Origin of the sequence: Mesobacillus jeotgali (genome assembly GCF_031759225.1) — a bacterium.
Lineage (GTDB): Bacteria > Bacillota > Bacilli > Bacillales > Cytobacillaceae > Mesobacillus > Mesobacillus jeotgali_B.
Window position 1 is genome coordinate 4477733 of the sequence record NZ_CP134494.1, and the last position, 25343, is coordinate 4503075.

Genomic DNA, 25343 nt, shown 5'->3' on the forward strand with positions numbered 1-25343 from the left:
AAAGGAGTGTACCTATGATTATTCGGTTGGGCTATGTATCCACCGCCATCAGCCTGTGGGATGCATCTCCATCCAAGGCACTTACATTTGCTCGTTACGGGCAGCTGCCAAAGGAAGAACGGCATGAAAAGCTGCTGTCGGTAACCTATCAGAACCTTGTGAACACAGAAAGAATGATTCATTATAATATCGCCCATGATATTCCCCTGTATCGATTCTCAAGTTCGATCGCACCGCTTGCGACTCACCCTGAGGTCAAGTGGGACTATGTCACGCCCTTCCGCGACAAATGGCTGGAAATCGGCGCATTGGTAAAAAAACATGGGATACGCACCAGTTTTCACCCAAACCAATACACGCTGTTCACTTCACCGAGAGAGGAAGTGACAGCAAATGCCATCATCGATATGGAATATCACTACGGAATGCTCAAAGCGATGGGACTGGAAAATAACGCACTGATCAACATCCATATTGGCGGGGCATATGGCAACAAAGAAGAGACGATTTTGCGTTTTCATGAAAACTTCGCAAAGCTGCCAGCCCATATCAAAAAAATCACCACGCTTGAAAATGATGATAAAACCTATAATTCGGAAGAAACACTGGGAGCCTGCATAAAAGAAGATGTAGCCTTCATGTTCGATTATCATCACCATATGGCGAATCTCTGTGAAGAGTCCCTGGAAAACCTGCTACCTGCCGGCTTTGCAACCTGGGAACGGACGGGAATGAAGCCTAAGATCCATATCTCCTCCCCTAAATCCGAAAAAGCGTATCGATCACACGCCGATTATGTTGATCCAGAATTTATCCTGCCATTGATTGAAATACTTCGGGGCATCGGCCAGGACGTTGATTTCATGATTGAAGCAAAGGAAAAAGACAAAGCAGCGCTAAAGCTGGTCGAAGATTTGGCCAAAATCCGCGGAGTGAAGCGGATCGGCGGAGCTGTTTTGGAGTGGAAAACTTAAATAGCTGCTATAAATCCATTTTTTATAGCACAAAAATCAATCTTAAAGCGGAAATTTTATTTATATAGCGAAAAAATCGTTTTTATAGCGAGAATCGATTTTATATAGCGAATTGGAAATCTCACTGTATTTTTTCCAACTGAAAATGAGACCCAGCCATCAGCGGCTGGGTCTCTTCATTTTACATATTACATCTTCTCCGGAGCAGATACCCCAATTAATTCAAGTGCATTCTTCAATGTGATCTGCGCTGTCTTGATCAGTGACAGGCGGGCCACTGTTCTTTCTTTATTCTCCAGATCCAGTACTTTTTCTGCGTTGTAGAAGCTGTGGAATACGGATGCCAGTTCGAAAATGTAGTTGGAGATTCGGTGCGGCATGCGCTTCTGTGCTGCTTCGGCAACGGCCAGCGGGAATTCGCCTAGCTTTTTCAGCAGGTCGATTTCCTTCTCTGACTGAATGTGCTTGAAGTCTGCCTCAATGTCAAAAATCAAACCTTGCTCTGCAGCAGAACGCAGGATGCTGTTGATGCGGGCATGTGCATACTGTGCGTAGAACACTGGGTTTTCATTGGACTGGGAAACGGCCAAGTCAAGGTCGAAGTCCATATGAGTGTCAGCGCTTCTCATCGCAAAAAAGTAACGGACTGCATCCAAACCTACTTCATCGATCAGGTCGCGCATTGTGACAGCCTTGCCTGTACGCTTGCTCATCTTCATCTTCTCGCCATTCTTGTACAGATGGACGAGCTGGATGATTTCAACTTCAAGCGCCTCACGATCATAGCCAAGCGCCTCGATCGCTGCCTTCATACGAGGGATATAACCATGGTGGTCCGCTCCCCAGATGTTGATCAGCTTTTCAAAGCCGCGCTCAAGCTTGTCCTTATGGTAAGCAATATCCGGCAAGAGGTACGTGTATGAGCCATCCTGCTTGATCAGCACCCGGTCCTTGTCATCGCCCAACTCTGACGAACGGAACCATGTCGCTCCATCCTCTTCATAGATATGGCCATTTGAACGCAGCGCATCAAGCGCCACATCGATTTTTCCATTTTGATATAGAGAAGTTTCTGAGTACCAAACATCGAACTTAACACGGAAGTTCTCAAGATCCTGCTTAAGCTTTTCCATTTCATATTTCAGGCCGTACTCACGGAAAGCATCAAAGCGTTCCTGGTCGGGAACATTCACATACTTATCACCGAACTCCTCAGCGAGGGTTTTTCCGATTCCGATGATATCTGCACCATGGTAGCCATCCTCAGGCATCGGCTTGTCCATGCCAAGCGCCTGGAAGTAGCGAGCCTCAACAGAAAGCGCCAGATTATTGATCTGGTTACCAGCGTCATTGATATAGTACTCGCGTGACACGTCATAACCCGCCTTGGCAAGCACATTGCACAATGAATCGCCGACAGCTGCTCCACGTGCATGTCCCAGGTGAAGGTCACCGGTAGGGTTGGCAGAAACGAACTCGACCTGGATCTTCTGTCCATTTCCTACCTTTGATTCACCATATTTGTCTCCTGCTTCAAGGATTGCCGGAATCAAGTCAGTCAAATAGCTGTTATCCATATAAAAATTGATGAACCCTGGACCTGCGATTTCGATTTTCTCGATGGATGCCTTGCTTTTATCAAAGTTCTCGATCAACTGCTCTGCAATCTGGCGAGGGGCCTTTTTCGCAACACGCGCAAGCTGCATCGCCATATTCGTTGAGTAATCCCCATGTGCTTTTTCCTTAGGCGTCTCTAAAATAACGGCCGGAATTTGGGCTTCCTCAGCAAGACCAGCTTTGATGATCGCCTGCTTAATTTCTTCCTTCAGCTTCAATTGGACCTGTTCAACTATATTCATTTGCCTTCCTCCTTATAATTGATCGTTAAATGGTATGTACCTGCATTCGCGCCCTGGATTGCCATATCATACAGCAAGTCCACATGGCCCTCCTGCTTTGTCTCGTTAAAATTCGTGTCGAGCCGCTTTGTGAGCGCCGAGGTCTCGAGCAGCCCATATTGGGTCTTATAATTACCCGGAGTTTTTTTATTCAGCAGAAAATGAAGCCTCATCTTGATCGCGCCGCTGCGCATGATCAGCACTTCGTCCCCTGATATTTTTACTGTTGTATGGACATCCCCTTCCTCCATCACTTCATCATATTGGAGGTAAGAGCTGTTCGCCTTTTTATAGTATCGGCCAAAAGTGGTCAATTCAAAAGTTTCCTTCTCTTTGCCACTGTAAATTGCCGTTTTAACCGTCACCTTGACAGGAATCTGATCAGCGGGTTTACTAGACACCGTTAACACGCCCTTCTCTTATCCAGCTTCAGCGCTTTGCCGGTACTGACCAAATCGCTGTCGCTTTTCTATCTTCATTATAACTTTATAAGTATAAATATTCTCCTTTGAAAGTGCAAGGTTAGCAGGGTCTTGGAAGTAGGTTTAGCATGGAAAATCATTCTTTAGGATTAGCCCAACACCAAAGCGGGTATTGATTATCAAAACCTTTTAAGGAGGTGGCCTACATGAAAATCGAAGTTAAGTGCGAAGTAGAAAACTGTAAATATTGGGCTGAGGGCGATCAATGTGTCGCTGATTCGATCCTTGTAGTAGCGAACTCTGGAAAACAAGCAGTAAATGAACGTGAAACTATTTGTGATACATTCGAAAAGATGTAATAAACAGAACTGGACGGCGCTGCTGTCCAGTTTTTTATTTGTTTTTTTCAATAAAAAAGAGAAGCAATCTGCTCCTCTTCTTTAAAAAAACCTCTAGAAAAACAGCATTCCAACCGAGATGATAACCCCTGAAACAACTAGCATAAGGACACAGTATCCCATGATGTCTTTTGCCTTGAGTCCGGCAATCGCCAGTGCTGGCAGTGCCCAGAATGGCTGGATCAGGTTGGTCCATGCATCGCCCCAGGCCACGGCCATTGCCGTTTTCGGGATGGAAACTCCGAGTGTTTGTGCTGCGTCCAGCATGACTGGCGCCTGGACCGCCCACTGTCCCCCGCCTGAAGGTACAAAGAAGTTGACAAGACCGGCGCTCAGGAATGTGAAGAACGGGAATGTGAATTCATTGGAAATCGCTACGAAGCCCTCCGACATGACCGCTGCAAGGCCGGATGCTGTCATCATTCCCATGATTCCCGCGTAAAAAGGGAACTGGATGATGATTCCGCTCGCTCCTTTTACCGCATTCACGACAGCTTCAAGGAAACGTTTCGGCGTGCCATGGAACAGGATTCCGAGGAACAAGAAAAGGAAGTTGACGATATCCAGATTCAGCTTAAATCCGTTTGTAGCAAAATAGTAAAATAAAAATACCAGGCCTAAAATACCAATCATCAAAGAAATGATTTTGCTGTTTTCCAGTTTCTCCGCAGGTGTCATCGCTCCCTGCTCGATCGTGGCTGCCTGAAAGTCCGCTTCAAGCAATGCAGGGTCGACAGTCACCGTTTGATCCTTTGATGGCATCATCATGCGGTTAACCAGTGGCAATACGAGAAGCATGATTAAAATAATCAGCAGGTTGAACCCTGCAAAAATAGTCTGATCAGTCGGAATGATGCCAATCAGATCCTGAGAAAAATGTCCTTCCGTCGCAATTGTCAGCGGAATCGAACCCGAGATCCCGCCGTGCCAGACAATAAATCCTCCGTAAGCGCTTGCAATTAACAGCCTGTAGTCTACATTTTGAACCTTTTTCGCCAGCTCTTTCGCGAAAAGAGCCCCAATGACCAGACCGAATCCCCAGTTTATCAAGCTTGCGATCATCGAGACAACTGTGACAATCACAATTGCCTGGCCAGGTGATTTCGCCAATGAGGCAAGTGCTCCGAGTCCCCTTTTAAAAACATTGCTGCTCGCCAGGACATGACCTGTCACAAGCACAAACACCATCTGCATCGAGAATGTCAGCAAGCTCCAAAAGCCGCCACCCCAATGCTGGGCCATCTGATAAGGACCGCTGTCGGTAAAAATAAGGCTTAATCCAAATACAACAAATGTTAAGATGATGACAAAAAGAAACGGATCAGGCAGATACCGCTGCATAATGCGGTTGAAAAAAGAAACCAATGTTTTCATCCTTGTTACCTCCCTTTTAGTGATTACTTACATAATCATTATATTTTCTATATTATTCTGAATATTCCTCCCTATAAAAGCAACTATTAGTAACTGGTCATTATTTTATTCTGAATATGACCTGAGAAACCAGGACTTAAAGACCTTAGATTGCTTTCATTCCTTTTAAAAATATGTCAATAAGCGGAGATTTTCCGTTTAATTGCTTACCGGGACTCGTTTCGGAGGTAAATAAGGGGAGATTTTCCGATTAAGTAAAGAAAAACCTTCTATTATTGGTTTTTTAAAGTGCATAGACGGAATCTCTCCGGCTATTTAGACCTTTTTTTATAAAAATTTAAGGTTAAGCGGAACTTTTCCGTCTATCCGTTCAGGTTTCTTAACCCGGGGCCCAACCGACCTGGGGTCAGTAAAACCAATACCAAAAAGACGTATGCCAATTCATACGTCTCTTTTTCGTGTGTATTAAAATGGGGCCAAGCTTATTTTACAAATCCAAGCAGCATTTCACGGATGATTTTGCTTGCTGTGTTTGCGGTCATTTCGGATGTATCATAGATTGGCGCGACTTCGACAAGGTCTGCTCCGACTACGTTCACGCCAGAGTTTGCGATGGCATGGATTGATGCAAGCAGCTCCTTGGAAGTGATTCCGCCGGCGTCGACTGTTCCTGTTCCAGGTGCATGTGCAGGATCTAGAACGTCAATGTCGATCGTGACATATACCGGACGGCCAGCAAGCGACGGCAATACTTCCTTTAAAGGTTCAAGGACTTCAAACTTGGAGATATGCATGCCCACTTCCTTTGCCCACTGAAATTCTTCCTTCATGCCGGAACGGATTCCGAATGAGTAGACATTTTTCGGGCCAATGTGTTCAGCAATCTTGCGGATTGGCGTAGAGTGCGACAATGGTTCACCTTCATAATGTTCACGAAGGTCCGTATGCGCATCAAAGTGGATGATGGCAAGGTCTTCGTATTTTTTTGCAAAAGCCTTCATGACAGGCCAGGACACCAGGTGTTCTCCTCCCATGCCAAGCGGGAATTTGTCTTCAGCCAAAAGCTTGTCCACATATTCCTCGATCAAATCAAGACTCTTTTGGGCATTGCCGAATGGCAGCGGGATATCTCCTGCATCAAAGTAGTTCAGGTCCGCCATTTCGCGGTCAAGGTACGGGCTGTACTCCTCAAGGCCGATCGATACCTCGCGGATGCGGGTCGGGCCGAAACGTGAACCAGGACGGTAGCTGACAGTCCAGTCCATAGGCATACCGTAAAGGACTGCCTTGCTTTCATTATAATTTGAATGGCTGCCGATAAAAACATTGCCAGAATAAGCTTCATCAAAACGCATATTAAGCACCTCTTTCAAGTTGTTTTTTTAAATCACAAAGTGTTATATCACTTCTAGCTCAAGCCCTTTTCACAGTAAAATGGCCCCCGGCGGACCGGGAAGCCGTATAGATATGGTTCGTAATCTTTATTATTTTACAAGGTCGCCAACGAATTTAGGCAATACGAAAGCTGCCTTGTGAAGCTCTTTCGTGTAGTACTTTGTTTCGATGTCATGGAAGCGGTCCTCGCTCACTTCAAGCGGATCATGCTTCTTTGAACCTAGTGTGAATGCCCACATTCCGCTTGGGTATGTTGGGATGTTCGCAATGTAAAGGCGTGTGATCGGGAAGATTTCCTTAACATCCTTCTGCACATTGCGAATGAGGTCAGCCTTGAACCATGGGTTGTCAGACTGCGCAACAAAGATTCCGTCTTCCTTCAATGCTTTTGAGATTCCTGCGTAGAAACCTTTTGTGAACAGGTTCACTGCCGGACCGACTGGCTCAGTAGAGTCAACCATGATGACATCGTACTGGTTGTCGCTTTCCGCGATATGCATGAAGCCGTCGCCAACCTGGACATCCACTCGTGGGTCATCAAGCTTGCCTGCGATTTCAGGCAGGTATTTCTTAGAATACTCGATTACCTTTCCATCGATATCCACAAGCGTCGCCTTTTTCACGCTAGGGTGCTTAAGCACTTCACGGATTACGCCTCCGTCTCCGCCACCTACAACCAATACATGCTCAGGGTTTGGGTGCGTGAACAATGGAATATGCGCAACCATCTCGTGGTATACGAACTCATCTTTAACAGAAGTCATGACCATGTCGTCAAGAAGAAGCATATTGCCCCACTCTTCTGTTTCCACCATATCAAGCTTCTGGAATTCTGTCTGTTCTGTATGTAACGTCTTGTTCACTTTCATTGTGATACCAAAGTTTTCTGTCTGCTTTTCTGTAAACCAAAGACCCATTTTTTCTTCCTTCCTTTCGGCAAAAAAATTTTCCGTCATGTTGCGGCGAATTTTCATGGCGAGCAGCTCTACTGGCTGTCCAAACTTTTATATGAACCAAGCATTGCGCTTACATTTATTTCTTATGTTTCCCCAACATCACGAATACAAACATCAGAAAAAGTATAGTTGAATCTAGCAAAAATGCAAGCAAAATTTAATTATCTTTCATTCTATGTTTAAAAGCTGCTGTTTTTTTTCATACTGATACTATCTATCTTTTTGAGGGGGAAAGCAGTATGGAACTGATGACTGACCAGCGGTTTCGCAAGACAATCAAATATTTGCGTGCTTTGATCTTTTTCGGGCTTGCGGGTCTTGCACTGGCGACAATACTTTATTTTTCCCTGATTGGCTATGCGAAGCTGCAGGGACCGCCTCCTCTGGCTGTGCCGCAATCGACCTTGTTTTTTTCAGATGATGGAACGGTGATCGGCGAGAGTCACTCTGGCCAGAAGCGTTATTGGGTGGCGCTCAAAGATATTTCCCCTCATTTGATCAATGCGACGATTTCTATAGAGGACAGAACCTTTTTTTCCCATAATGGGTTTGATTATAAGCGAATCGCCGGCGCGGCACTTGCTGACTTGAAAGCGATGGCCAAGGTTCAGGGTGCGAGTACAATCACACAGCAGTACGCAAGGAATCTCTACCTTGAACATGACAAGACGTGGAAACGAAAGGCGACTGAAGCACTTTATACCTTGCGTCTTGAGATGAACTATACCAAGGATGATATTCTCGAAGGGTATCTGAATACGATTTATTATGGCAATGGTGCATACGGTGTCCAGGCAGCGAGCCGTTATTATTTTGGCAAAGACGCAAAGGATTTATCCCTGGCGGAAGCTTCCATGCTGGCAGGAATCCCGAAAGGCCCAAGCATTTATTCACCTTTCGCTTCCATGGAAAAAGCAAAGCAGCGGCAGCGGACTATTTTAAATACGATGGAGACAAACGGATATATCACCGAACTTGCTTCGCAAAAAGCGAGCATTGAAAAATTGAAGCTTATTGGAGAGCATCAGCATTCGCACATTGGTTCGGCTCCGTACTTCCAGGACGCTGTCCAGAATGCGCTCAGGAATTCACTGAATTTTGATGACAGGACCATTTCACTCGGCGGGTTGAGAGTTTATACGACACTTAATCTGGAACAACAGGAAATCGCGGAAAAGTCGATTGATAAAATGATTGCTTCCGATTCAGAAATCCAGACTGGCTTTGTCGCGATGAATCCGAAGAATGGGCATGTGGTGGCACTTGTAGGCGGCAGGAATTATGAGGAGAGCCCATTCAACCGTGCTGTACAGGCTGTCAGGCAGCCAGGGTCGACGATGAAGCCGATCCTGTATTACGCAGCGCTGGAAAATGGATTCACTCCATCTTCCACCATGAAAAGCCAGCTGACGACGTTCATGTTCGATGATGGGCGTTCAGAGTATACGCCGCATAATTTCAACAATAAATACGCGGAAGACGACATTACGATGGCGCAGGCTTTGGCGTTGTCGGATAATGTTTACGCCGTTAAAACCCATCTTTTCCTGGGTGAGGAAACACTGATTGAAACGGCGAAACGTTTTGGAATCAAATCGGAGATGGACAAAGTTCCCTCACTTGCCCTCGGAACTTCCGGTGTCAGGGTGATTGATATGGCCAATGCCTATAGTATTCTGGCGAATGGCGGCAAAAAAGTCGATCCAGTACTGATTAAGAAGGTTGAAAACCATAAAGGTGAAGTGATATACGAATATAAAGCAGAAAAGGAAGAGGTTTTGAAGCCAGAATTGGCCTCGGTAATGACCCATATGCTGACAGGCATTTTTGATAAAAAGCTCAATGGATATTCTTCTGTCACAGGAAGCACGCTGATAAAAAAAATGACCAGGCCATATGCGGCTAAGTCAGGGACGACCGAAACAGACAGCTGGATGATTGGCTATAGCCCGCAGCTCGTATCCGCTGTTTGGACAGGTTACGATAAAGGGAAACCAATTGAACTGACAGTCGAAAAATCCTATGCAAAAAATATTTGGCTCGATTTTATGGAAAAAGCACTCGATGATGAGCCTGTAAAAAAATTCAAGGCAGCGAAAGGGACGGTTTCCGTCTTTGTTGACCCTGCCAGCGGCAAACTCGCTTCGGACGGCTGTCCGGTAAAAAGGCAGACTTTATTCGCAGCGGGAACGGAGCCTACGGAATACTGCACAGACCATATGGACCATGAAGAACATAAGGAAGAAAAACCGAAGGAAGAAAAGGAAAAGAAACCGTGGTACAAGCGGATTTTTGGTTTATAGAGCAACAATCATTATCTCACTATAATAAGAAGGAAAAAGAAAAACCCCGGAAGCAAGCCTCCGGGGTTTTTCTCGTCCTAGCATAAAATGTGTTTTACGCTGTTATCAGTTTACTTTTTTTATTCCATTTGAGCAAGCCAGATATTGTCATTGGCTGTTAAATGTCACAATTTAGACAAATTTTTAGGAGAATTATCCAAATATATTAATTGGCCAGTAAGTCGGATTTCAGCTTTTCTTCAGATCGTTCCCACATTCCGGAATCATGTTTTTTCAGGAAATCAGCAAGGATATGCTTTGATTTTTCATCCATATGGTCGACGATGATATGACGCTTAATCGACTTATCGAGTCGGTTCACATGCTCTGGCAGCGATTTATAGCCGCGGCGGATTTCGCGATTGACGGTCATTTCACAGGCTGTGACACCAGCGTAATAAGGTCCCTCTTCCTTCCTGTCGATTGTTACCCAAACAACCCAGTATGGCTTGGCATCAGGCACCTCATTGCGGTCAGGAAGGAATTTGATTCCTTTCTCGACAGCACTGCGCGCGTGCATTGCCCCTACTTCAACGGCAGCCTCGCCGGCGTCAACGTCAATGATCACCGGGGATACATTATCAAGAGTGAGGACACCTTTTCCGAAACCCTTATGGCCGTCCATCGGGTCATTTTTGATGATATTGAAGCCAATATTTTTGCCCTTTTTTTCTTCCATGTTGGAAACCTCCTTAAATTGAATCAGAAAAATAGATTGTATATTCCATCAGTCACAGCCGGAATCAAGTATTGGAATAGCGGCTGGATTGTATATCGGTCAAGGGGTGTGATGACCAGGATCAAGAAAATGATCGATCCGTACGCTTCGTACTGGGTCATTTTTGCCCGGATATCCGCCGGTGCGAGATCCTCGATGATCCGGTAGCCATCAAGCGGCGGGAACGGCAATAAATTGAAGACGAACAGCATCGCATTCAGCCCGATAAAGATATTGAGGAAATTCAGGAAAAATTCAGGAACCCCAGGTGCCAGCCCAAGCATGACAAATATGTACCAGATAGCGAATGCCAGGAAGACGAGAATAAGATTGCTTACTGGCCCGGCAACCGACACGAGCACTCCGGCAAGCCTTGGATTTTTGAACATGAATCGATTGACTGGAACCGGTCTTGCCCAGCCGAACCCAGCGATGAAAATCAAGATGGTCCCAAGCGGATCCAAATGCTTGATTGGATTGAGAGTCAATCTCCCCTGTCTCTGGGCAGTCGGGTCGCCAAACTTATACGCCACCCAGGCATGCGCGAACTCATGGATCGCGAAAGCGATCATCAACGCCGCAGCTACAAACGGAATTTCCTCTAACGAATAGGGTAAGCTCACATTCCATTCCCCTTTTTTGTCTTTTCTTTGTCCAGCTCCAGCGCCTAGCCCCTCGAGTCGCTTCGATCCGCCCAATGAAGTCAAAGAGCGACTTCACCGGTCGGCCCTCCAGCGCTTGTCGGGGCTGACCAAGGCGCTTACGCTTTCCTTAAAGTATAACTCATATTTATGCGAATGTGAAAAAGACAATCTCCCGCCGGACTTGCGAATTTCCGCGAATTATGGAAAACTCAATTTAGATATACATATCCAACATTTTAAGGAGGCAATGCACATGCCATACGTAACAGTTAAAATGATTGAAGGCCGCACAGAAGACCAAAAGAAAGCACTCGTTGAAAAAGTAACAGACGCTGTCAGCGAAACAACCGGCGCACCAAAAGAGAAAGTCGTCGTATTCATCGAAGAAATGTCAAAGAACCACTATGCGGTCGCAGGCAAGCGATTGAGTGACGAATAGAATGGACATGAAGCTCAGAGGAATCTGGGCTTTTTTCTTTGTGTTACCGTGATTATCGGTTTCCCCTTCGCACGGGCACATGTTTCCCTTTCTTGTGACCGTGATCCTCGATTTCTTCTTTGCACGGGCACATACTGTAAACTGCCTAATTAACCTACTTTAACTAAACAAAAACCGAGCACAAAACCCCTAAAAGGATCAGTACTCGGTTCATAAAACAATTATCCTACGCCAATTGCCTTGATTTAGTTTTCAAACTGGCGATATATGCGTATGCTTCATCGATTTCTTCGTCCGTGTATTTCTGGCTCTTTTTCACGGTCTGAATTTTTTCGCGGACCTCAGCTTCTTGCAAATTATCAAAATACAAAACAGTTGAAACGAGTTCAAGGAATCTTGCATTCTGGTCGTTGATATCGGTCAGGCAGTCACCCAGGCATGGCATCTCGATGCTGTTTTCGCCGAGGAATTCCTGTCCTGCTTCTGTCAGGGTATAGCGGTACTGGTAGTAACCGCCCTTCTTTTCCTTCACTTCGTCCAGGAATCCCATATTGCAAAGCTCTTCCACCCTCAGTGTCAGCTCTTCGGAATATGGTCCGTAGAAATGGAACTGGAATCGTTCCTGGAAAGGGAATTCCATCTTTTTTGCGATATAGATCATTTTCTGCAGCTTCTTCCTGCCGATGACCTCTCCGGAAACTGAAATGGCATGTATGATTTTAGCGTGGTCTTTTAACAAAACGCGTCAACTCCTGTATCAAATGGTCCCATTGTCTAAGTTCAACTCAAGAATCTGTGCAATCTGTTCAATCTCAGGGCGTGCTTTCCCTTTTTCCAGGAAATCAGAAGGATAATATAGTTTATGGTCTGTCCGCCTTTTTCCGGAGATGGCGTCGACAATCTCAGACTCGCGCGACAGCTCACGTATTTCTCCATTCTTCTTCAGCAGGTGGATCGGCAAGCGTTCCTCCTCCTCGCCAGGACGGTAGAAATCGTACGGCAGGTCCGATGAGGAATCGACCACCAGATAATATTCAGGATCAAGTCCCGCCTGCTCGAATAGCACCGAAAGCTTCGCCAGCTTCTTGTATTCTTTGGCAGGATCAAACTCGACATATTTAAATAGATTGCGGTTATTGAAGCGGGTGCACAAATCACTCAGGATTTGGTCCTCCTCTTCTTCCCATATCTGGAAATAATAGAGGAACACAGCTTCATCCAATTTTAAATAGTCTTGCAGTGTCATACGATCCTCAAATATTGAGTAAAAGTGGTGCGGTTTATGTTTAAAAGTGTAGTTTTGCTCATGAAGGTGTTTGGCACGGTGCAGGATTTTCGTCAGGATGACCTCAGCACTTCTTGTCACTGGATGGAAATAAACCTGCCAATACATCTGGTAGCGGCTCATTATGTAGTCCTCGACAGCATGCATCCCGCTCTGTTTGATGACGACCTGGTCCTCACGCGGGCGCATGACGCGCAAAATCCGTTCCATATCAAAATGTCCGTAGCTGACACCGGTAAAATAGGCATCCCTTTGCAGGTAGTCCATCCGGTCAGCGTCAATCTGGCTCGAAATCAGGCTGATGACAAGCTTGTTTTCATATGTTTTTTCAATAACCTCAGCGACCTTTTTCGGAAAGTCCGGCGCGACTCTCGTCAGCACCTGATTCACTTCGGTATCGCCAAGGATGATTTCTCTTGTAAAATCCTCATGGTCAAGGTCGAATACCTTCTCGAATGAATGCGAGAACGGCCCATGGCCAAGGTCATGGAGCAAAGCTGCACATAGTGAGAGCAGTCTCTCTCCTTCATTCCATTCAGGACGGGATGCAAATGCATTGTCCACGATCCGGCGCGTGATTTCATAGACGCCCAATGAATGGTTGAAGCGGCTGTGTTCAGCTCCGTGGAAGGTCAGGTACGTTGTGCCGAGCTGCTTGATTCTCCTCAGGCGCTGGAACTCCTTCGTCCCGATCAGATCCCAGATCACCCGGTCACGGACATGGACATAGCGGTGTACTGGATCTTTGAAAACTTTTTCTTCAAGTAATTTTTCTTCCGAATATCCCATCGTTCCCCTTCTTCCTGATTAGCTTGTTTTTATTATAGCCTGTTTCGTTCGTCAATTCATCTCGTTTTTCTGCAAATTTTTACAAAAATTGCATATCTAACTGTCCTACTACCTTTAATTCCAACATTCATGGATTTATAAACAAGATTGTAGTTTCCCAGTTTCCCTGGAAAAAAAATCACCTCTAAACGTTTGTTTAAAGGTGATGTATTCAGGCTTTTTCGGAAGCCATTATATGAAAAATATAAAAAACTACTTAAGTTTCTTTTGGACTTTTTCCATGAGCTCTTCTTCAGTTAATGCAGCAACTGGCCGGTTGTTGACGAATGCGAATGTTTTTTTCCTGCCTGGTCCGCAATAAGACTGGCAGCCGATGTCGACAGTCGCTTCAGGATCCAGCTGTTTCAGCTTCGGAATCAATGTTTTAAGGTTTACGGCCTGACAATCGTCGCAAACACGGAATTCGTTTGCCATTTAGGACAACCCTTTCTATAAATACTGTCCAGCTCAAGCACCAGCCTTTGGATCTCCCTGCAAAATCGGGAAATCCTGTCTCTGAATATGGCGCCTCCGCTTTTCGTTTTAGACTAAAGGGTATTTTACCTCTTATTTAAAATGAATGCAAGCTGTTGAACAGGTCCAATTGCTTATCTATTTAATTGAAAAACACGTATTTTACGCAAAAAATCTACTATCCTTCCATTTTACGATGTATAAGCTTTCCAATTTCCGGACAAGATTGAAATATAAGTTCCAATAGTTGACCAAAGTAAAAGGGAGTTGAAGAATATGAAGACACGCCAGGATGCCTGGACGGAAGAGAATGATTTATTGCTAGCTGAAACCGTACTGAGACATGTGAGAGAAGGCAGCACACAATTGAACGCATTTGAAGAGGTGGGCGACAAGCTCGACCGCACTTCAGCCGCCTGCGGATTCCGCTGGAACGCGGTCGTCAGGCATAACTATGAAAAAGCATTGCAGCTTGCGAAGAAGCAGCGAAAACAGAGACAGAGAATCCTAGGAAAAGATCAGGGCGGCAAAAAGAAACTGCTATACAATCCTCCGGTGCCTACGCTGGATGAAAGTTTGACAGGTTCCCTGCCGGAAGCGGAACAGCTTGAAGTTCAACCCACCTTCGACCTGTCTATGCTTGAGCAGGATGACAGGCAAATTGACGCAGCGCTCATGGCTGAAATGCAAGATTTAGTGAATAAGAATCAGGAACCAAAGGATTTCTCTTCTGAAGCAGCAGCTGAATTGGCCGAAGTGCCTGTCCAGGAGCCACAGCCAAGAGTAACCCAGACAGTCCATACAGCATCTGCCCGTCATACTATTCCGCCAACAGGCCTGACAATGGGACATGTCATTGCCTACCTGCAAAGCCTGAGTGGGTCATCGCTCCAGGTAGATATCTATAAGAGCGAGAATGAAAGATTGAAGCGTGAAATCAATAGTTTAAGAAAGCATAATGAGGAGCTTCAGCAAAAAATTAATAGGCTTGAGGAAAATACGAACACGATGCAAGAAGATTACGAAACTCTGATGAAAATCATGAACCGTGCCCGGAAGCTGGCTTTGTTTGAAGAAGAAGAGCGTCCAGCAACGAAGTTCAAGATGGACCGCAACGGCAATCTCGAAAAAGTCGCCGAATAGAATTCTAGTTACTAAATAGATAGATGGTAGATGGAGAAGGAAGTTGGCAACAGCCCCCTCTTATGCTCTTTTTTCTAAAAAATAAAGGAGCCTAAAAAAGCCGGAAAACATTGGTTTCCGGCTTTTGTGCATTTATTTATTTACTTTAAGACAGCTAACCAAGGAATTTCTCATTCCTCTCGATGACCCGGTTGTAGTAATGGTCAAAAAGCTCAATCTCATGGCTGTCCAGATAGCCTGATACCAGCTCATTGCTGTTTGCGTTAAGGAATGTCAAAAACCGCATCATCACATCCTGGATCGTCATAGGAACTCCAAATAATTCGGATAGTGATGCCATGACTTCTGGCTGGACATCTGGATAGATGAATTTGGTCTGTTCCCCTTTTTTGGAGCGGGCATAAAATTCACGAATCAGTTCAGCTCTCTGGCTACCGCTCCCCGTCACGCAAAGATAGATCTGCACGGCGACCCCTTTTTTCAGGCGGCGCTGCGAGATTCCGGCAAATTTTTTCCCATTAATGCTTAAATCATAGCTTCCCGGACAGTATGAAGCGGAAATTTCTTTTGCCTCTATATTTTTATTAAAATCAGCAAACATTTCCCTGACCAATAACCACATAGCATCATAGCCACGATTGATATCGATCCCTTTTTCCTTCTCAGGCAAGATCAGTGATAGATTCAGGACCCCTTCATCGAGCACGACGGCAAGTCCCCCTGAATTGCGGACAATATATTGATAGCCCTGCTCTTTGAGATAATCCAGCCCTTCCTGGAGGTGTGGGAGACGCGTATCCTGGATTCCGAGGACGACTGTGTCATGGTGCACCCATGCTCTTGCCGTAGCCGGTGACAGGCCTGTGCCAACCGATTCGCATAATGTATCATCAGTCCCGAACGACTGAAGGGCATGAAAGTGAGCACCCAGCACTGACTGGTCGATCAATCTCCACTTATCCTGACGCAATAAATTGAGCGCCTCATCCATCGTGATTTCCTCTTTTCTATCTGTAGCTTTATCGTTGATATTATAGCACATAGAGGTGAAACAGCTAACACTGCAAAAAAGCCGATCGAAAAATCCGACCGGCCTGAATTCTATATTTTACTTGCTGAGTGCCTGTGCTGCTGTGATCAATGCCAGTTTGTACACGTCTTCTTCGCTGCAGCCGCGGGACAGGTCGTTTACGGGACGGTTCAAGCCCTGGAGAATCGGTCCTACTGCTTCGAATCCGCCTAGGCGCTGGGCGATTTTATAGCCGATATTGCCTGCTTCTAGGCTTGGGAATACGAATACATTCGCATTTCCCATGATGACTGAATCCGGAGCTTTCTTTTCAGCAACGGATGGAACGAATGCCGCGTCGAACTGGAACTCGCCATCAACGATCAATAGTGGGTCACGAAGCTTGGCTTCTTCGACTGCTTTTGATACTCTTTCTGTCTCAGGAGACACAGCAGAGCCTTTTGTAGAAAAGCTTAGCATGGCCACGCGCGGCTCGACGTCGAACATTCTTGCTGTCTTCGCACTTTCCACTGCGATTTCAGCAAGGTCCTGACTGTCAGGCGCGATATTGATCGCACAATCAGCGAATACATACTTCTCATCTTCTCGTACCATGATGAACACACCAGAAGTCTTGCGCACGCCTTCCTTTGTCTTGATGATCTGCAACGCAGGCCTTACTGTGTCCGCAGTGGAGTGTGCAGCGCCGCTTACAAGGCCGTCTGCTTTGTTTGAATACACAAGCATTGTGCCGAAGTAGTTTTCATCAAGCAGAATTTTGCGCGCTTGCTCTTCCGTTGCTTTTCCTTTACGTCTTTCCACAAATGCAGCGACAAGCTCATCCATCATTGCAAAGTTGGCAGGATCATAAATTTCTGCCGCATCCAGCGATACATCCATGTCAGCAGCTTTCGCCTGGATCTGTTCAATATTCCCTACTAAAATTGGTGTTAATACTCCGTCTGCAGCCAGTCTTCCCGCCGCTGCCAGAATCCGTTCGTCCAGTCCTTCCGGAAACACGATCCGTAAATTCTGTCCGCTCACTTTGGCTTTTAAGCCTTCAAATAAATCACTCATGCTGACTCCTCCTTTAAACTATACTTATAGCATACTTTACCAACCTTAAAATTCAAGAATGTTACCGTTTACAGCCCCGAAGTCTTTTTATTGAAAATTTTCAAGCATGTTTTCCTGCCCCTTTTACTATTTGCAATCTTTAACAAAATATCCTTTTTCCCCTCAGTATAAACAAACGGGTTTTATAAACATGACGAATGGAGAAACTATGATATGATATTGGTATATTGATGATTTATAGGAGTGATATAAAATGACTGAAGCAGCACAGACTTTGGATGGCTGGTATTCCCTTCATGACTTCCGTACCGTTGATTGGACAACCTGGAAGATGCTTCCGGCAGAAGAGCGCCAGGAGATTATACAGGAATTCCTCGGCCTAGTGGAAAAATGGAATAAAACGCAGGCTGAAAAACAGGGAAGCCATGCCCTTTATACGATCGTTGGGCAAAAAGCAGATTTCATGATGATGATCCTGCGTCCTACAATGGAAGAATTGAATGAGATCGAGACAGAATTCAACAAGTCCAGACTTGCTGAATACACGATTCCTGCACATTCTTATGTATCTGTTGTCGAGCTGAGCAACTACCTGCCAGCAGGCGAAGATCCATACCAGAACCCCCAAATCCTTGCCCGCCTTTACCCTGAGCTTCCTAAGGCGAAGCATGTTTGCTTCTATCCAATGGACAAGCGCCGCCAGGGCGAAGACAACTGGTATATGCTTCCGATGGAAGACCGCCGCAATATGATGCGCAGCCACGGCATGATCGGCCGCCAGTATGCTGGCAAAGTAAAGCAGATCATCACTGGTTCCGTAGGCTTCGACGACTATGAGTGGGGCGTGACCTTGTTCGCGGACGATGTCCTTCAATTCAAGAAGCTTGTATACGAAATGCGTTTTGACGAAGTCAGCGCGCGCTATGGCGAATTCGGTTCATTCTTCGTAGGAAACCTGCTTGTAGAAGACCGAGTACAATCATTCTTGCACGTGTAAAACTAGGAAAAACCAATCCCCTGGCATCTGCCTGGGGATTTTTTTATTCTGGAATCTCTTATTGGCCATTAAAAGAGTTTTCGTTCGAAAATGTTCGAGTCATAAAATCAAGCTTCCTTCATATGTATTGAATAGTGAGGATTCATTTTACTTGTACTTCATCCTGAAACGCTCAACTTCATCCTTTACATAAATAAAGGTGAATTTGAAGGAAAGGAAAAAATACCTTTGAGGAGGCTACACAATGACTCAATACAATAATCCATATTATAACTACAGAACCTACCCGCAAATGTACCAGCCGTATAGTGGCACTGATGAAAAGCAAACCACCCAGGGACAGATGGGACAGATGGCTCAAATGGGACAAATGGGACAGATGGGGCAAGCGGGATTCCCACAGGCAACTGGCTTCCCTGCCCAGTCCGGTGGCGCAATGCCAGGTATGGCAGGCGGCGCAATGCCAGGGGCAGTAGCAGGTGCTCAAGTCCCGGGAATGCTGCCAATAGAAGCATCTTATATTGAAAATATCCTTCGCCTGAATAAAGGCAAGCTTGCTACCGTCTACGCGACTTTTGAAAATAACCAGGAATGGAACGCGAAAATTTTCCAGGGTATCATCGAAGCAGCCGGAAGGGATCATCTGATTCTCAGTGATCCGCAAACAGGAAAGCGAATCTTAATGCCGATGATATATCTTGATTATGTCACTTTCGATGAAGAAATCGAATACGATTACCCATTCGGCGGCGGAGCAGGTTTGACTGCTTATCCACCGAGATAAAGAAACTAAAAGGAGCACACCGATTGATATGCTCCCCTTTAGGTAGACAGATTAAAAAATAAAAATCTGTTTACTTAAAGGGGAGTATTTTTTATGTCAAAAAGGACATATTCATTCCAAGATAAAATCAAGATCGTAGAGGCGTTAAAAAAGGGTAGCCATTCTATTTCAGAGCTGAAGTTTATATACAAAGTAAATGATCATGCAATTTATGATTGGGTCTACAGGTATGAAAAATACGGAGCAGAAGGATTAAAGAAGTCTTCTACCTGGAAGAGGTATTCTAAGGAACTTAAGCTGGCGGCTGTACAGGACTATCTTAGTGGGGACTACTCTCAAAATGATGTTATCAGAAAGTATGAAATCTCATGTAGACGAGTCCTCCAGAAATGGATTAACAAGTATAATGGTCATAGAGAATTAAAGGACACTTCCAAAGGAAGGACAAACACTATGACTAGAAGAAACACTACCATAAATGAACGAAAAGAGATTGTGCTCTATTGCCTTGAGAACGGCAAGGATTATCAGAAGGCAGCTGAGACCTTTAAGGTCTCTTACCAACAAGTATATCAATGGGTTAAAAAGTATGAGGATGGCGGCGAAGAAGCCCTTCGGGATAAGCGAGGGAGGAAAAAGGAAGAAGTTGAACTCTCCCCAGAACAGAAGATGAAATTGGAGATGAAGAGGCTTGCGAGTGAAAATGAGCGATTACGCGCAGAGAACTTATTCCTAAAAAAGTTAGAGGAGATCGAAAGGAGGCGAAGATAAGCCAGATACGCCTTGAGGAGAAATATATCGCTATCAAGGAACTTCACGAAGAAGAAGGATTCTCTTTCGTTATGCTTTGTGAAATTGCGGGGTTGGCCAGGTCTGCATATTATAAATGGCTGAAGCGAACACCTTCCAAGCGTGAATGTCAGAATGTGATACTTGTAGAAGAAATGAAGGCTCTCCATGAGGAGGTTAAAGGAATCTACGGCTACCGCAGGATTACGATGACTTTGAATAGAAGGTTGAGCAAGAGCTTCAATGAAAAGCGAATCTATAGGCTGATGAAGATTGTCGGCATTCAAAGCGTTATTCGGAAAAAGAAAAATCGATATAAAAAGTCAACCCCTCAACACGTCGCAGAAAACGTGTTAGACCGTAATTTCCAAGCCGAAAGTCCTAATGAGAAATGGGTAACTGATGTGACTGAGTTCAAGTATGGAGAAGCAAAAAAGGCTTATTTGAGTGCAATTAAAGACTTACATGATGGAGCCATCGTTAGTTACGTATTTGGACATTCCAACAACAATAAACTGGTGTTTGATACGCTGGATCAGGCCACGGCCCTACTGAATGGTGACCGCCCACTTATACATAGCGACAGGGGCTTTCAGTATACCCATTTTGGATTTAAACAAAGAATAGATCAAGCACAGATGACTCAAAGTATGTCCCGAGTCGGAAGATGTATTGACAATGGTCCAATGGAATCCTTTTGGGGATCACTGAAAAGCGAGAAATATTACATGGAGAAATATAAGACCTTTGAAGAGCTTTCTGCGGCGATTGATGAGTACATATACTTTTATAATCATGAACGTTACCAAAAAAGATTAAACGGCCTTAGCCCCTTAGAATTCAGGGCTAAAGCCGCCTAGATTGTTTTTATTATTTCCACTGTCTACTTGACGGGGAGCAGTTCAGATGGCGTGCTCCTTTTCTTTGCTTGCAAAAAACTGTTAACTATAAGTACTTAACAGCCGCGATCATCAGCAATACCCATGCTACGAGGAAGGATACTCCTCCAAGTGGGGTGATTGCGCCAAGGATGCTGATTTTTGTGACGCTTAAAACGTAAAGGCTGCCGGAGAATAATACGATCCCAATCAGCATCAGCCAGCCGGACCAGGATAGAAGTGCACTGGCCGGAAGCTTCCCTAAAAGAACTCCAATGATCAATAATCCGGTTGCATGGAACATCTGATAAGTTACACCTGTTTTCCATGTTTCTAAATATTTCGGCTCGACCTTTCCTTCTAATCCATGTGCCCCAAATGCCCCAAGAGCGACTGCCAGGAAAGCATTGATGGCTCCAATCAATATAAATAATTTCATCATATTCACCTCTTAAAATTAGAAATCGAAGAGCGAGTCTCCGTTTGCATCATCTTCCATGTTCAGCTTCTTTGGCTGTGGAATCATGGGAGAAGGCTGATTCACCGTAATCTGCTGCTGGGGAATGCTTGGTTGTGGTTGTACATATTGCTGTACAGCCTGTTTAGCAGGGGCTGTAAACCCTCTGCTATGCTCCGGCGGCTCATCAAGGACAAGCTCGCAAAGCGTTTTGATTGAATGGATTCTTTCCCTCTGCACGGCCTCTGATTCCGCAGCTTTTGCCCTCTTTAATTCCTCTTCCATTTTCAATAATAATTTTTGCATTGAAATGTTCACCGACTCACCTCCACGGGGTGTTATATATGTAAATCCTTTGCATCATTGAATGGTTGTACCGTTCCATTCTACAACAAAACATCTGTATTTTCGACTTTAGGAATGAAGCTTTAATTCTCAAGTTTTAAAAATCCTGAAAGTTCCACGTGAAACATGTCGATATGTAGGAAAAGCGAGAGTGTAAAAACAAAGAACTCTGGTTCCCCAGAGTCCCTAACCTTTCAATTTTTCGATTTGCCAGTCGATCTCCTGCTCCCCCTGTTCCCTAAGCAGTTCATTCACTTTGGAAAATGGTTTGCTGCCGAAGAAGCCTCTTCTTGCTGACAGCGGGCTAGGGTGGACGGACATGATGATTTTATGTTTGTCTTCGTCAATCAATTTTAATTTACTTTGAGCTGGCTTGCCCCAGAGAATGAAAATCACTGGTTTTTCGCGCTCATTCACCAGGGTGATTACTTTATCGGTAAAATATTCCCAGCCTTTTCCCCTGTGTGAATTGGCTTCCCCGTCTCTTACTGTCAGGACTGTATTTAATAGAAGCACACCCTGGTCTGCCCATTTTTTCAAGTAACCGTGCTCCGGGATCTCACAGCCAATGTCGTCATTCAGTTCTTTAAAAATATTCCGAAGCGAAGGCGGGATCTTAACACCGGGCTTTACCGAAAAGCTCAGTCCATGCGCCTGTCCTGGTCCATGGTAAGGGTCCTGTCCGAGAATCACAACTTTTACATCATCATAATCGGTGAACCTCAATGCATTAAAAATATCCTCTTTTTCCGGATAGACTGTCCTTGTTCGATATTCTTCTAGTAAAAATTCTCTTAAATCCAGATAATATGCCTTTTCGAACTCTTCCGCCAACAGCGGCTCCCAGCTTTTATTCAAAAGTACGATCGTAACCCACTCCTTTCACTTCTAACAAACTACCCGTTTTCGAAATGATTATGTGAACAATTCCCAGTAGGTTTAGTAAAGCCTACAACGGTTATATATATAGTGTAGACGCGGAAGACTAAAAAAGCTTCCCAGAACTAGTATAGGTAAAAAACTTTAAGGAGGAAGATACAATGTTAAAAGTAGAAGTAGTAGAAAACGGAGTCCAAGCTACAGAAAAGATCAACTCTTTTGAAGCTGCCGGATTTGGTAAAGAAAACATTTATATATTTGCACACGATGAAGACCGCAGCGAGCACTTGACTAAGGCTACTGAAACGGGCGGCATGGGATTCAAGGAGCAAGGTTTCTTTGATTCTATCGGAAATATGTTCAAGTCCCGTGGAGACGAGCTTCGCAATAAGTTCGAATCTCTTGGCCTTTCAAAACAAGAGGCTGAGCAGTATGAAATGGAACTGGATAAAGGCCGTCTCGTGCTAGTTGCTTCTGACGAAAAATAAGCAGCCATGAACGCAATATCATAACCGACCCATAGAGGTCGTTTATATAGAAACCCCCTGCCGATTTGGCAGGGGGGTTGCGCGTGGAGAAAGAATCATCCGAAAAATCTTTGGTAGATGCTTCTTGCCTGGGCCAAATCCTTTGTACCATGAATCAGGGCGCGGCCATCCTGGAAAATAACCATTCTGTTGTCAACCATGTCGACGGACACTAAATACGGATTCCCTTTGACCTCATAACCTAAATCCCTCATTTTTTCAGCCGTTTGCTGCAGGTTGAGTTGCTGCTGTTTCGGCGGCCTGATTTGAACGGTATCCCGTCCGCACAGCACCGTCGTCTTAGTCATATTCTCGACGTTCAAATAAGGATACTCAGGATGTTCGCCACAACTCAGGCATCCCGGATCCTTCGCTTTGGACATTTTCATGCTTGTGTATTGGTTCCTCCATAAGTCAAAGCTGACAAATGAAGTTCGCACTGCATCCCATTCTTCAACGAGGATTTTCAGCGCTTCCGCTCCCTGATGGGCAATGACCATTTGCACGGCCGGTCCGATAATGCCTCCTGTATCACAAGTCATTCCCTGAAGCGGAACGGTTTTGAGCAGACAGTTAAGACATGGCGTTTTACCTGGAATGATCGAAAAGCTCATGCCAAAGCTGCCAACGCAGGCACCATAGATCCATGGAATCTGGTATTTTTGCGAAATATCGTTAATCGCCATCCGTGTTTCAAAATTATCGGTAGCATCGATGATGAGGTCCACTCCATGTACAAGCTCGGCCAATTTTTCAGGAGTTGCATCGGCGATATAAGCATTGATTTTGACGTCAGAGTTGATGGCTCTCAGCCTTTTTTCCGCAGCCGCAGCCTTTGGAAGCTTCTCGGCAACATCTTCCTCTGTATATAACTGCTGTCGTTGCAAATTGCTCGCTTCTACATAATCACGGTCCACAATCGTCAGTCGGCCGACACCTGCCCTGACCAAAAGTTCAGCATTGCCTGAGCCAAGCGCGCCGGCACCAATCATCAGAACATGCTTGCTGCGGATTTTCTCCTGCCCGGCCTTGCCAATTGGAGGAAACAGCGTCTGGCGTGAATATCTTTCTGACATAGGTGTAACCCTCCTTGTGAGAAAAGCGCAAGCGCCTTGGTCAGACCCGACAAGCGCTGGAGGGCCTGGCAGTGAAGTCGTTCTTTGACTTCATTGACAGGACCGAAGCTCCTCGAGGGGCTAGGCGCTGGAGCTAGACACTATTCAGAGTTTAAAACTTCACTTATAAAATAAGAAAAGCGCAAACGCCCTGATTCCATCGACCATTAAGTCAACGGAACGAGGCGCTGTAATATGCTATGACTGATCAACCGCCAGATACAGGCGGAATGAAGGCGATTGTATCTCCTTCTTTAATCACTTCATCATTGGATGAAAATTCTTCATTAATGGCTGTCATTGAAGTATCGAGCTTCTGGATGCCGTACTTTTCAGCTACCAATTCTTTCAGCTGAGCAACCGTTTTGCCAGCTGCTTCGATTTCCACTGATTCATGACCTGCTTCGTCTCTTAAGTGGGCAAAGAATAATATTTTATTCATTGAGATCCTTCTCCTCCGGTTTCCCTGTCGGATATGGGACAGTTTCTAGTTGGTTGCCAATCCATTCTTCCCCGTCTTCCCAATGCTCTTTTTTCCAGATAGGGACGATTTCCTTGATGCGCTCGATTGCATAGCGATTCGCTTCATAGGCATCGTTTCGGTGTGGCGTTGATACTGCAATCACCACGGCGATATCCGTGATGTCGAGCTTACCGACGCGGTGCGTAATCGCCACCTGGGCACCATTCCAGCGCTCCTGGATCTCAGTGCCGATTTGCTCAAGCTTCTTCACCGCCATCGGCTCGTATGCTTCATATATAAGGTAAAGGGTTTTTTTGCCCTTTGTCAATTCACGGACAGTGCCAATGAAAGTCGTGATAGCCCCTGCTTCACGCTGGACCACTTTATCAATGACAGATTGAATGTCAATTGGATCTTTCGCTATTTCATAATTCATCAAAATCACCTCAATAAACTTTGGTGGGTCAGGATTTTAATTTTCAGCCCTGTTAAACTAGGCTGTTGATTTTCGTTCCAGGCGCTTCGCTTTCCGCGGGAAGTCGGGGAGCCTCCTCTGCGCTTTATGCGCCTGCGGGGTCTCCCCATGACTTTCTCATCCCGCAGGAGTCTACGCGCCTTCCACTACAATCAACAGGGTTCTAAAACAACATTTGGCTTTAACAGGGCCTAATTTTTATGGACACTCTTCTCGAATTCTCCCTCCGACTTGTCCAATAGTGCCCTTCTATCGGAC

The 25343-nt window shown here is 45.2% G+C and carries 27 protein-coding genes; 9 read left to right on the forward strand and 18 right to left on the reverse strand.

The window, feature by feature from the left end:
* Positions 1 to 14: 14 nt before the first annotated feature.
* Positions 15 to 974, forward strand: a complete 960-nt coding sequence (uvsE, locus tag RH061_RS22320) for a UV DNA damage repair endonuclease UvsE (protein ID WP_311072944.1) — start codon at positions 15 to 17, stop codon at positions 972 to 974.
* 188 nt (positions 975 to 1162) lie between these two features.
* Here uvsE and argS read toward each other — a convergent pair whose 3' ends face one another.
* Both argS and RH061_RS22330 read right to left on the reverse strand, forming a co-directional pair.
* Positions 1163 to 2833, reverse strand: coding sequence for an arginine--tRNA ligase (gene argS, locus RH061_RS22325; RefSeq protein ID WP_311072946.1), 1671 nt, complete (start codon positions 2831 to 2833; stop codon positions 1163 to 1165).
* On the reverse strand, positions 2830 to 3273 hold the full coding sequence (locus RH061_RS22330; protein WP_311072949.1) for a YwiB family protein: 444 nt from the start codon (positions 3271 to 3273) through the stop codon (positions 2830 to 2832). Before RH061_RS22330 ends, argS begins: the two co-directional genes overlap by 4 nt.
* A 227-nt stretch (positions 3274 to 3500) precedes the next feature.
* Between RH061_RS22330 and RH061_RS22335 the strand changes: the two genes are divergently transcribed.
* Positions 3501 to 3653 (forward strand): DUF1540 domain-containing protein, encoded by a 153-nt coding sequence (locus tag RH061_RS22335; RefSeq protein WP_084135371.1) that lies wholly within the window; start codon positions 3501 to 3503, stop codon positions 3651 to 3653.
* Between the two features lie 93 nt (positions 3654 to 3746).
* On the opposite strand, the gene RH061_RS22340 is transcribed toward RH061_RS22335, so the two are convergent.
* The 3 genes from RH061_RS22340 to speE all read right to left on the reverse strand — a co-directional run bounded on the left by RH061_RS22340 (position 3747) and on the right by speE (position 7378).
* Positions 3747 to 5066: a short-chain fatty acid transporter gene (locus RH061_RS22340; RefSeq protein ID WP_311072951.1), complete on the reverse strand. Its 1320-nt coding sequence runs from the start codon at positions 5064 to 5066 to the stop codon at positions 3747 to 3749.
* A gap of 482 nt (positions 5067 to 5548) precedes the next feature.
* The gene (speB, locus tag RH061_RS22345; RefSeq protein ID WP_311072953.1) at positions 5549 to 6421 is read right to left on the reverse strand and encodes an agmatinase; all 873 of its coding nucleotides are present in this window, start codon (positions 6419 to 6421) and stop codon (positions 5549 to 5551) included.
* 129 nt (positions 6422 to 6550) lie between these two features.
* Entirely contained in the window at positions 6551 to 7378 is an 828-nt protein-coding gene (speE, locus tag RH061_RS22350) for a spermidine synthase (RefSeq protein WP_102264622.1), read from the reverse strand.
* A gap of 278 nt (positions 7379 to 7656) precedes the next feature.
* On the opposite strand from speE, the gene RH061_RS22355 reads away from it, so the two are divergent.
* Positions 7657 to 9720: a transglycosylase domain-containing protein gene (locus RH061_RS22355; RefSeq protein ID WP_311072954.1), complete on the forward strand. Its 2064-nt coding sequence runs from the start codon at positions 7657 to 7659 to the stop codon at positions 9718 to 9720.
* Between the two features lie 205 nt (positions 9721 to 9925).
* Here RH061_RS22355 and RH061_RS22360 read toward each other — a convergent pair whose 3' ends face one another.
* Together RH061_RS22360 and RH061_RS22365 are read right to left on the reverse strand one after the other, a co-directional pair.
* On the reverse strand, positions 9926 to 10438 hold the full coding sequence (locus RH061_RS22360) for a YwhD family protein (RefSeq protein ID WP_311072956.1): 513 nt from the start codon (positions 10436 to 10438) through the stop codon (positions 9926 to 9928).
* Between the two features lie 23 nt (positions 10439 to 10461).
* Complete coding sequence (locus tag RH061_RS22365) at positions 10462 to 11049, reverse strand: site-2 protease family protein (protein WP_311076504.1); 588 nt, start codon at positions 11047 to 11049, stop codon at positions 10462 to 10464.
* Positions 11050 to 11374: 325 nt separating this feature from the next.
* Here RH061_RS22365 and RH061_RS22370 point away from each other — a divergent pair, with 325 nt between their 5' ends.
* Entirely contained in the window at positions 11375 to 11560 is a 186-nt protein-coding gene (locus RH061_RS22370; protein ID WP_044392785.1) for a 2-hydroxymuconate tautomerase, read from the forward strand.
* Between the two features lie 226 nt (positions 11561 to 11786).
* Here RH061_RS22370 and RH061_RS22375 read toward each other — a convergent pair whose 3' ends face one another.
* From RH061_RS22375 to RH061_RS22385, 3 genes are all read right to left on the reverse strand, one after another.
* Positions 11787 to 12299 (reverse strand): YwgA family protein, encoded by a 513-nt coding sequence (locus RH061_RS22375; RefSeq protein ID WP_311072959.1) that lies wholly within the window; start codon positions 12297 to 12299, stop codon positions 11787 to 11789.
* Between the two features lie 18 nt (positions 12300 to 12317).
* Positions 12318 to 13634: an HD domain-containing protein gene (locus tag RH061_RS22380; RefSeq protein ID WP_311072960.1), complete on the reverse strand. Its 1317-nt coding sequence runs from the start codon at positions 13632 to 13634 to the stop codon at positions 12318 to 12320.
* Positions 13635 to 13886: 252 nt separating this feature from the next.
* Positions 13887 to 14108, reverse strand: coding sequence for a YuzB family protein (locus tag RH061_RS22385; RefSeq protein WP_082904432.1), 222 nt, complete (start codon positions 14106 to 14108; stop codon positions 13887 to 13889).
* 315 nt (positions 14109 to 14423) lie between these two features.
* Here RH061_RS22385 and RH061_RS22390 point away from each other — a divergent pair, with 315 nt between their 5' ends.
* Complete coding sequence (locus RH061_RS22390) at positions 14424 to 15290, forward strand: RsfA family transcriptional regulator (protein ID WP_311072963.1); 867 nt, start codon at positions 14424 to 14426, stop codon at positions 15288 to 15290.
* 154 nt (positions 15291 to 15444) lie between these two features.
* Here the strand turns inward: RH061_RS22390 and lipL are convergent, their stop codons facing one another.
* A complete protein-coding gene (lipL, locus tag RH061_RS22395) occupies positions 15445 to 16281 on the reverse strand; it encodes an octanoyl-[GcvH]:protein N-octanoyltransferase (protein ID WP_311076505.1) in 837 nt (278 codons plus the stop codon).
* 117 nt (positions 16282 to 16398) lie between these two features.
* Positions 16399 to 17376 (reverse strand): phosphate acetyltransferase, encoded by a 978-nt coding sequence (pta, locus tag RH061_RS22400; protein WP_311072965.1) that lies wholly within the window; start codon positions 17374 to 17376, stop codon positions 16399 to 16401.
* 253 nt (positions 17377 to 17629) lie between these two features.
* Here pta and hemQ point away from each other — a divergent pair, with 253 nt between their 5' ends.
* From hemQ to RH061_RS22415, 3 genes are all read left to right on the forward strand, one after another.
* Positions 17630 to 18373 carry a hydrogen peroxide-dependent heme synthase gene (hemQ, locus tag RH061_RS22405; RefSeq protein WP_311072967.1) on the forward strand — a complete coding sequence of 248 codons (744 nt, stop codon included), beginning with the start codon at positions 17630 to 17632 and terminating at the stop codon, positions 18371 to 18373.
* 244 nt (positions 18374 to 18617) lie between these two features.
* Positions 18618 to 19157, forward strand: a complete 540-nt coding sequence (gerQ, locus tag RH061_RS22410) for a spore coat protein GerQ (RefSeq protein ID WP_311072969.1) — start codon at positions 18618 to 18620, stop codon at positions 19155 to 19157.
* Between the two features lie 93 nt (positions 19158 to 19250).
* A protein-coding gene (locus tag RH061_RS22415) for an IS3 family transposase (RefSeq protein WP_311072970.1) occupies positions 19251 to 20806 on the forward strand; the annotation gives its coding sequence in 2 pieces (ribosomal slippage) (positions 19251 to 19890 and positions 19890 to 20806; 1557 coding nt in all).
* 85 nt (positions 20807 to 20891) lie between these two features.
* On the opposite strand, the gene RH061_RS22420 is transcribed toward RH061_RS22415, so the two are convergent.
* The 3 genes from RH061_RS22420 to RH061_RS22430 form a co-directional block, all read right to left on the reverse strand.
* A complete protein-coding gene (locus tag RH061_RS22420; RefSeq protein WP_311076507.1) occupies positions 20892 to 21263 on the reverse strand; it encodes a DUF423 domain-containing protein in 372 nt (123 codons plus the stop codon).
* 18 nt (positions 21264 to 21281) lie between these two features.
* On the reverse strand, positions 21282 to 21599 hold the full coding sequence (locus tag RH061_RS22425) for a YwdI family protein (protein WP_311072972.1): 318 nt from the start codon (positions 21597 to 21599) through the stop codon (positions 21282 to 21284).
* A 213-nt stretch (positions 21600 to 21812) separates the two neighbouring features.
* Positions 21813 to 22493, reverse strand: a complete 681-nt coding sequence (locus RH061_RS22430; protein ID WP_311076509.1) for a uracil-DNA glycosylase — start codon at positions 22491 to 22493, stop codon at positions 21813 to 21815.
* A gap of 173 nt (positions 22494 to 22666) precedes the next feature.
* Between RH061_RS22430 and RH061_RS22435 the strand changes: the two genes are divergently transcribed.
* On the forward strand, positions 22667 to 22993 hold the full coding sequence (locus RH061_RS22435) for a YflT domain-containing protein (protein ID WP_311072974.1): 327 nt from the start codon (positions 22667 to 22669) through the stop codon (positions 22991 to 22993).
* A 95-nt stretch (positions 22994 to 23088) separates the two neighbouring features.
* Here the strand turns inward: RH061_RS22435 and RH061_RS22440 are convergent, their stop codons facing one another.
* The 3 genes from RH061_RS22440 to RH061_RS22450 form a co-directional block, all read right to left on the reverse strand.
* Entirely contained in the window at positions 23089 to 24108 is a 1020-nt protein-coding gene (locus RH061_RS22440) for a thiazole biosynthesis adenylyltransferase ThiF (RefSeq protein ID WP_311072976.1), read from the reverse strand.
* Positions 24109 to 24355: 247 nt separating this feature from the next.
* Positions 24356 to 24589, reverse strand: a complete 234-nt coding sequence (gene moaD / locus RH061_RS22445; RefSeq protein WP_311072979.1) for a molybdopterin converting factor subunit 1 — start codon at positions 24587 to 24589, stop codon at positions 24356 to 24358.
* The gene (locus RH061_RS22450) at positions 24582 to 25046 is read right to left on the reverse strand and encodes a molybdenum cofactor biosynthesis protein MoaE (RefSeq protein WP_311072980.1); all 465 of its coding nucleotides are present in this window, start codon (positions 25044 to 25046) and stop codon (positions 24582 to 24584) included. Before RH061_RS22450 ends, moaD begins: the two co-directional genes overlap by 8 nt.
* Between the last annotated feature and the right edge of the window lie 297 nt (positions 25047 to 25343).

Coding starts and splice junctions, on each gene's coding strand:
- pta (WP_311072965.1), bottom strand. CDS start 17,376: ATGAGTGATTTATTTGAAGGCTTAAAAGCCAAAGTGAGCGGACAGAAT.
- moaD (WP_311072979.1), bottom strand. CDS start 24,589: ATGAATAAAATATTATTCTTTGCCCACTTAAGAGACGAAGCAGGTCAT.
- RH061_RS22385 (WP_082904432.1), bottom strand. CDS start 14,108: ATGGCAAACGAATTCCGTGTTTGCGACGATTGTCAGGCCGTAAACCTT.
- RH061_RS22370 (WP_044392785.1), top strand. CDS start 11,375: ATGCCATACGTAACAGTTAAAATGATTGAAGGCCGCACAGAAGACCAA.
- speB (WP_311072953.1), bottom strand. CDS start 6,421: ATGCGTTTTGATGAAGCTTATTCTGGCAATGTTTTTATCGGCAGCCAT.
- hemQ (WP_311072967.1), top strand. CDS start 17,630: ATGACTGAAGCAGCACAGACTTTGGATGGCTGGTATTCCCTTCATGAC.
- RH061_RS22365 (WP_311076504.1), bottom strand. CDS start 11,049: ATGATCGCTTTCGCGATCCATGAGTTCGCGCATGCCTGGGTGGCGTAT.
- RH061_RS22440 (WP_311072976.1), bottom strand. CDS start 24,108: ATGTCAGAAAGATATTCACGCCAGACGCTGTTTCCTCCAATTGGCAAG.
- RH061_RS22450 (WP_311072980.1), bottom strand. CDS start 25,046: ATGAATTATGAAATAGCGAAAGATCCAATTGACATTCAATCTGTCATT.
- speE (WP_102264622.1), bottom strand. CDS start 7,378: ATGGGTCTTTGGTTTACAGAAAAGCAGACAGAAAACTTTGGTATCACA.
- uvsE (WP_311072944.1), top strand. CDS start 15: ATGATTATTCGGTTGGGCTATGTATCCACCGCCATCAGCCTGTGGGAT.
- gerQ (WP_311072969.1), top strand. CDS start 18,618: ATGACTCAATACAATAATCCATATTATAACTACAGAACCTACCCGCAA.
- RH061_RS22360 (WP_311072956.1), bottom strand. CDS start 10,438: ATGGAAGAAAAAAAGGGCAAAAATATTGGCTTCAATATCATCAAAAAT.
- RH061_RS22420 (WP_311076507.1), bottom strand. CDS start 21,263: ATGAAATTATTTATATTGATTGGAGCCATCAATGCTTTCCTGGCAGTC.
- RH061_RS22355 (WP_311072954.1), top strand. CDS start 7,657: ATGGAACTGATGACTGACCAGCGGTTTCGCAAGACAATCAAATATTTG.
- RH061_RS22390 (WP_311072963.1), top strand. CDS start 14,424: ATGAAGACACGCCAGGATGCCTGGACGGAAGAGAATGATTTATTGCTA.
- RH061_RS22380 (WP_311072960.1), bottom strand. CDS start 13,634: ATGGGATATTCGGAAGAAAAATTACTTGAAGAAAAAGTTTTCAAAGAT.
- RH061_RS22335 (WP_084135371.1), top strand. CDS start 3,501: ATGAAAATCGAAGTTAAGTGCGAAGTAGAAAACTGTAAATATTGGGCT.
- lipL (WP_311076505.1), bottom strand. CDS start 16,281: ATGGATGAGGCGCTCAATTTATTGCGTCAGGATAAGTGGAGATTGATC.
- argS (WP_311072946.1), bottom strand. CDS start 2,833: ATGAATATAGTTGAACAGGTCCAATTGAAGCTGAAGGAAGAAATTAAG.
- RH061_RS22340 (WP_311072951.1), bottom strand. CDS start 5,066: ATGAAAACATTGGTTTCTTTTTTCAACCGCATTATGCAGCGGTATCTG.
- RH061_RS22435 (WP_311072974.1), top strand. CDS start 22,667: ATGTTAAAAGTAGAAGTAGTAGAAAACGGAGTCCAAGCTACAGAAAAG.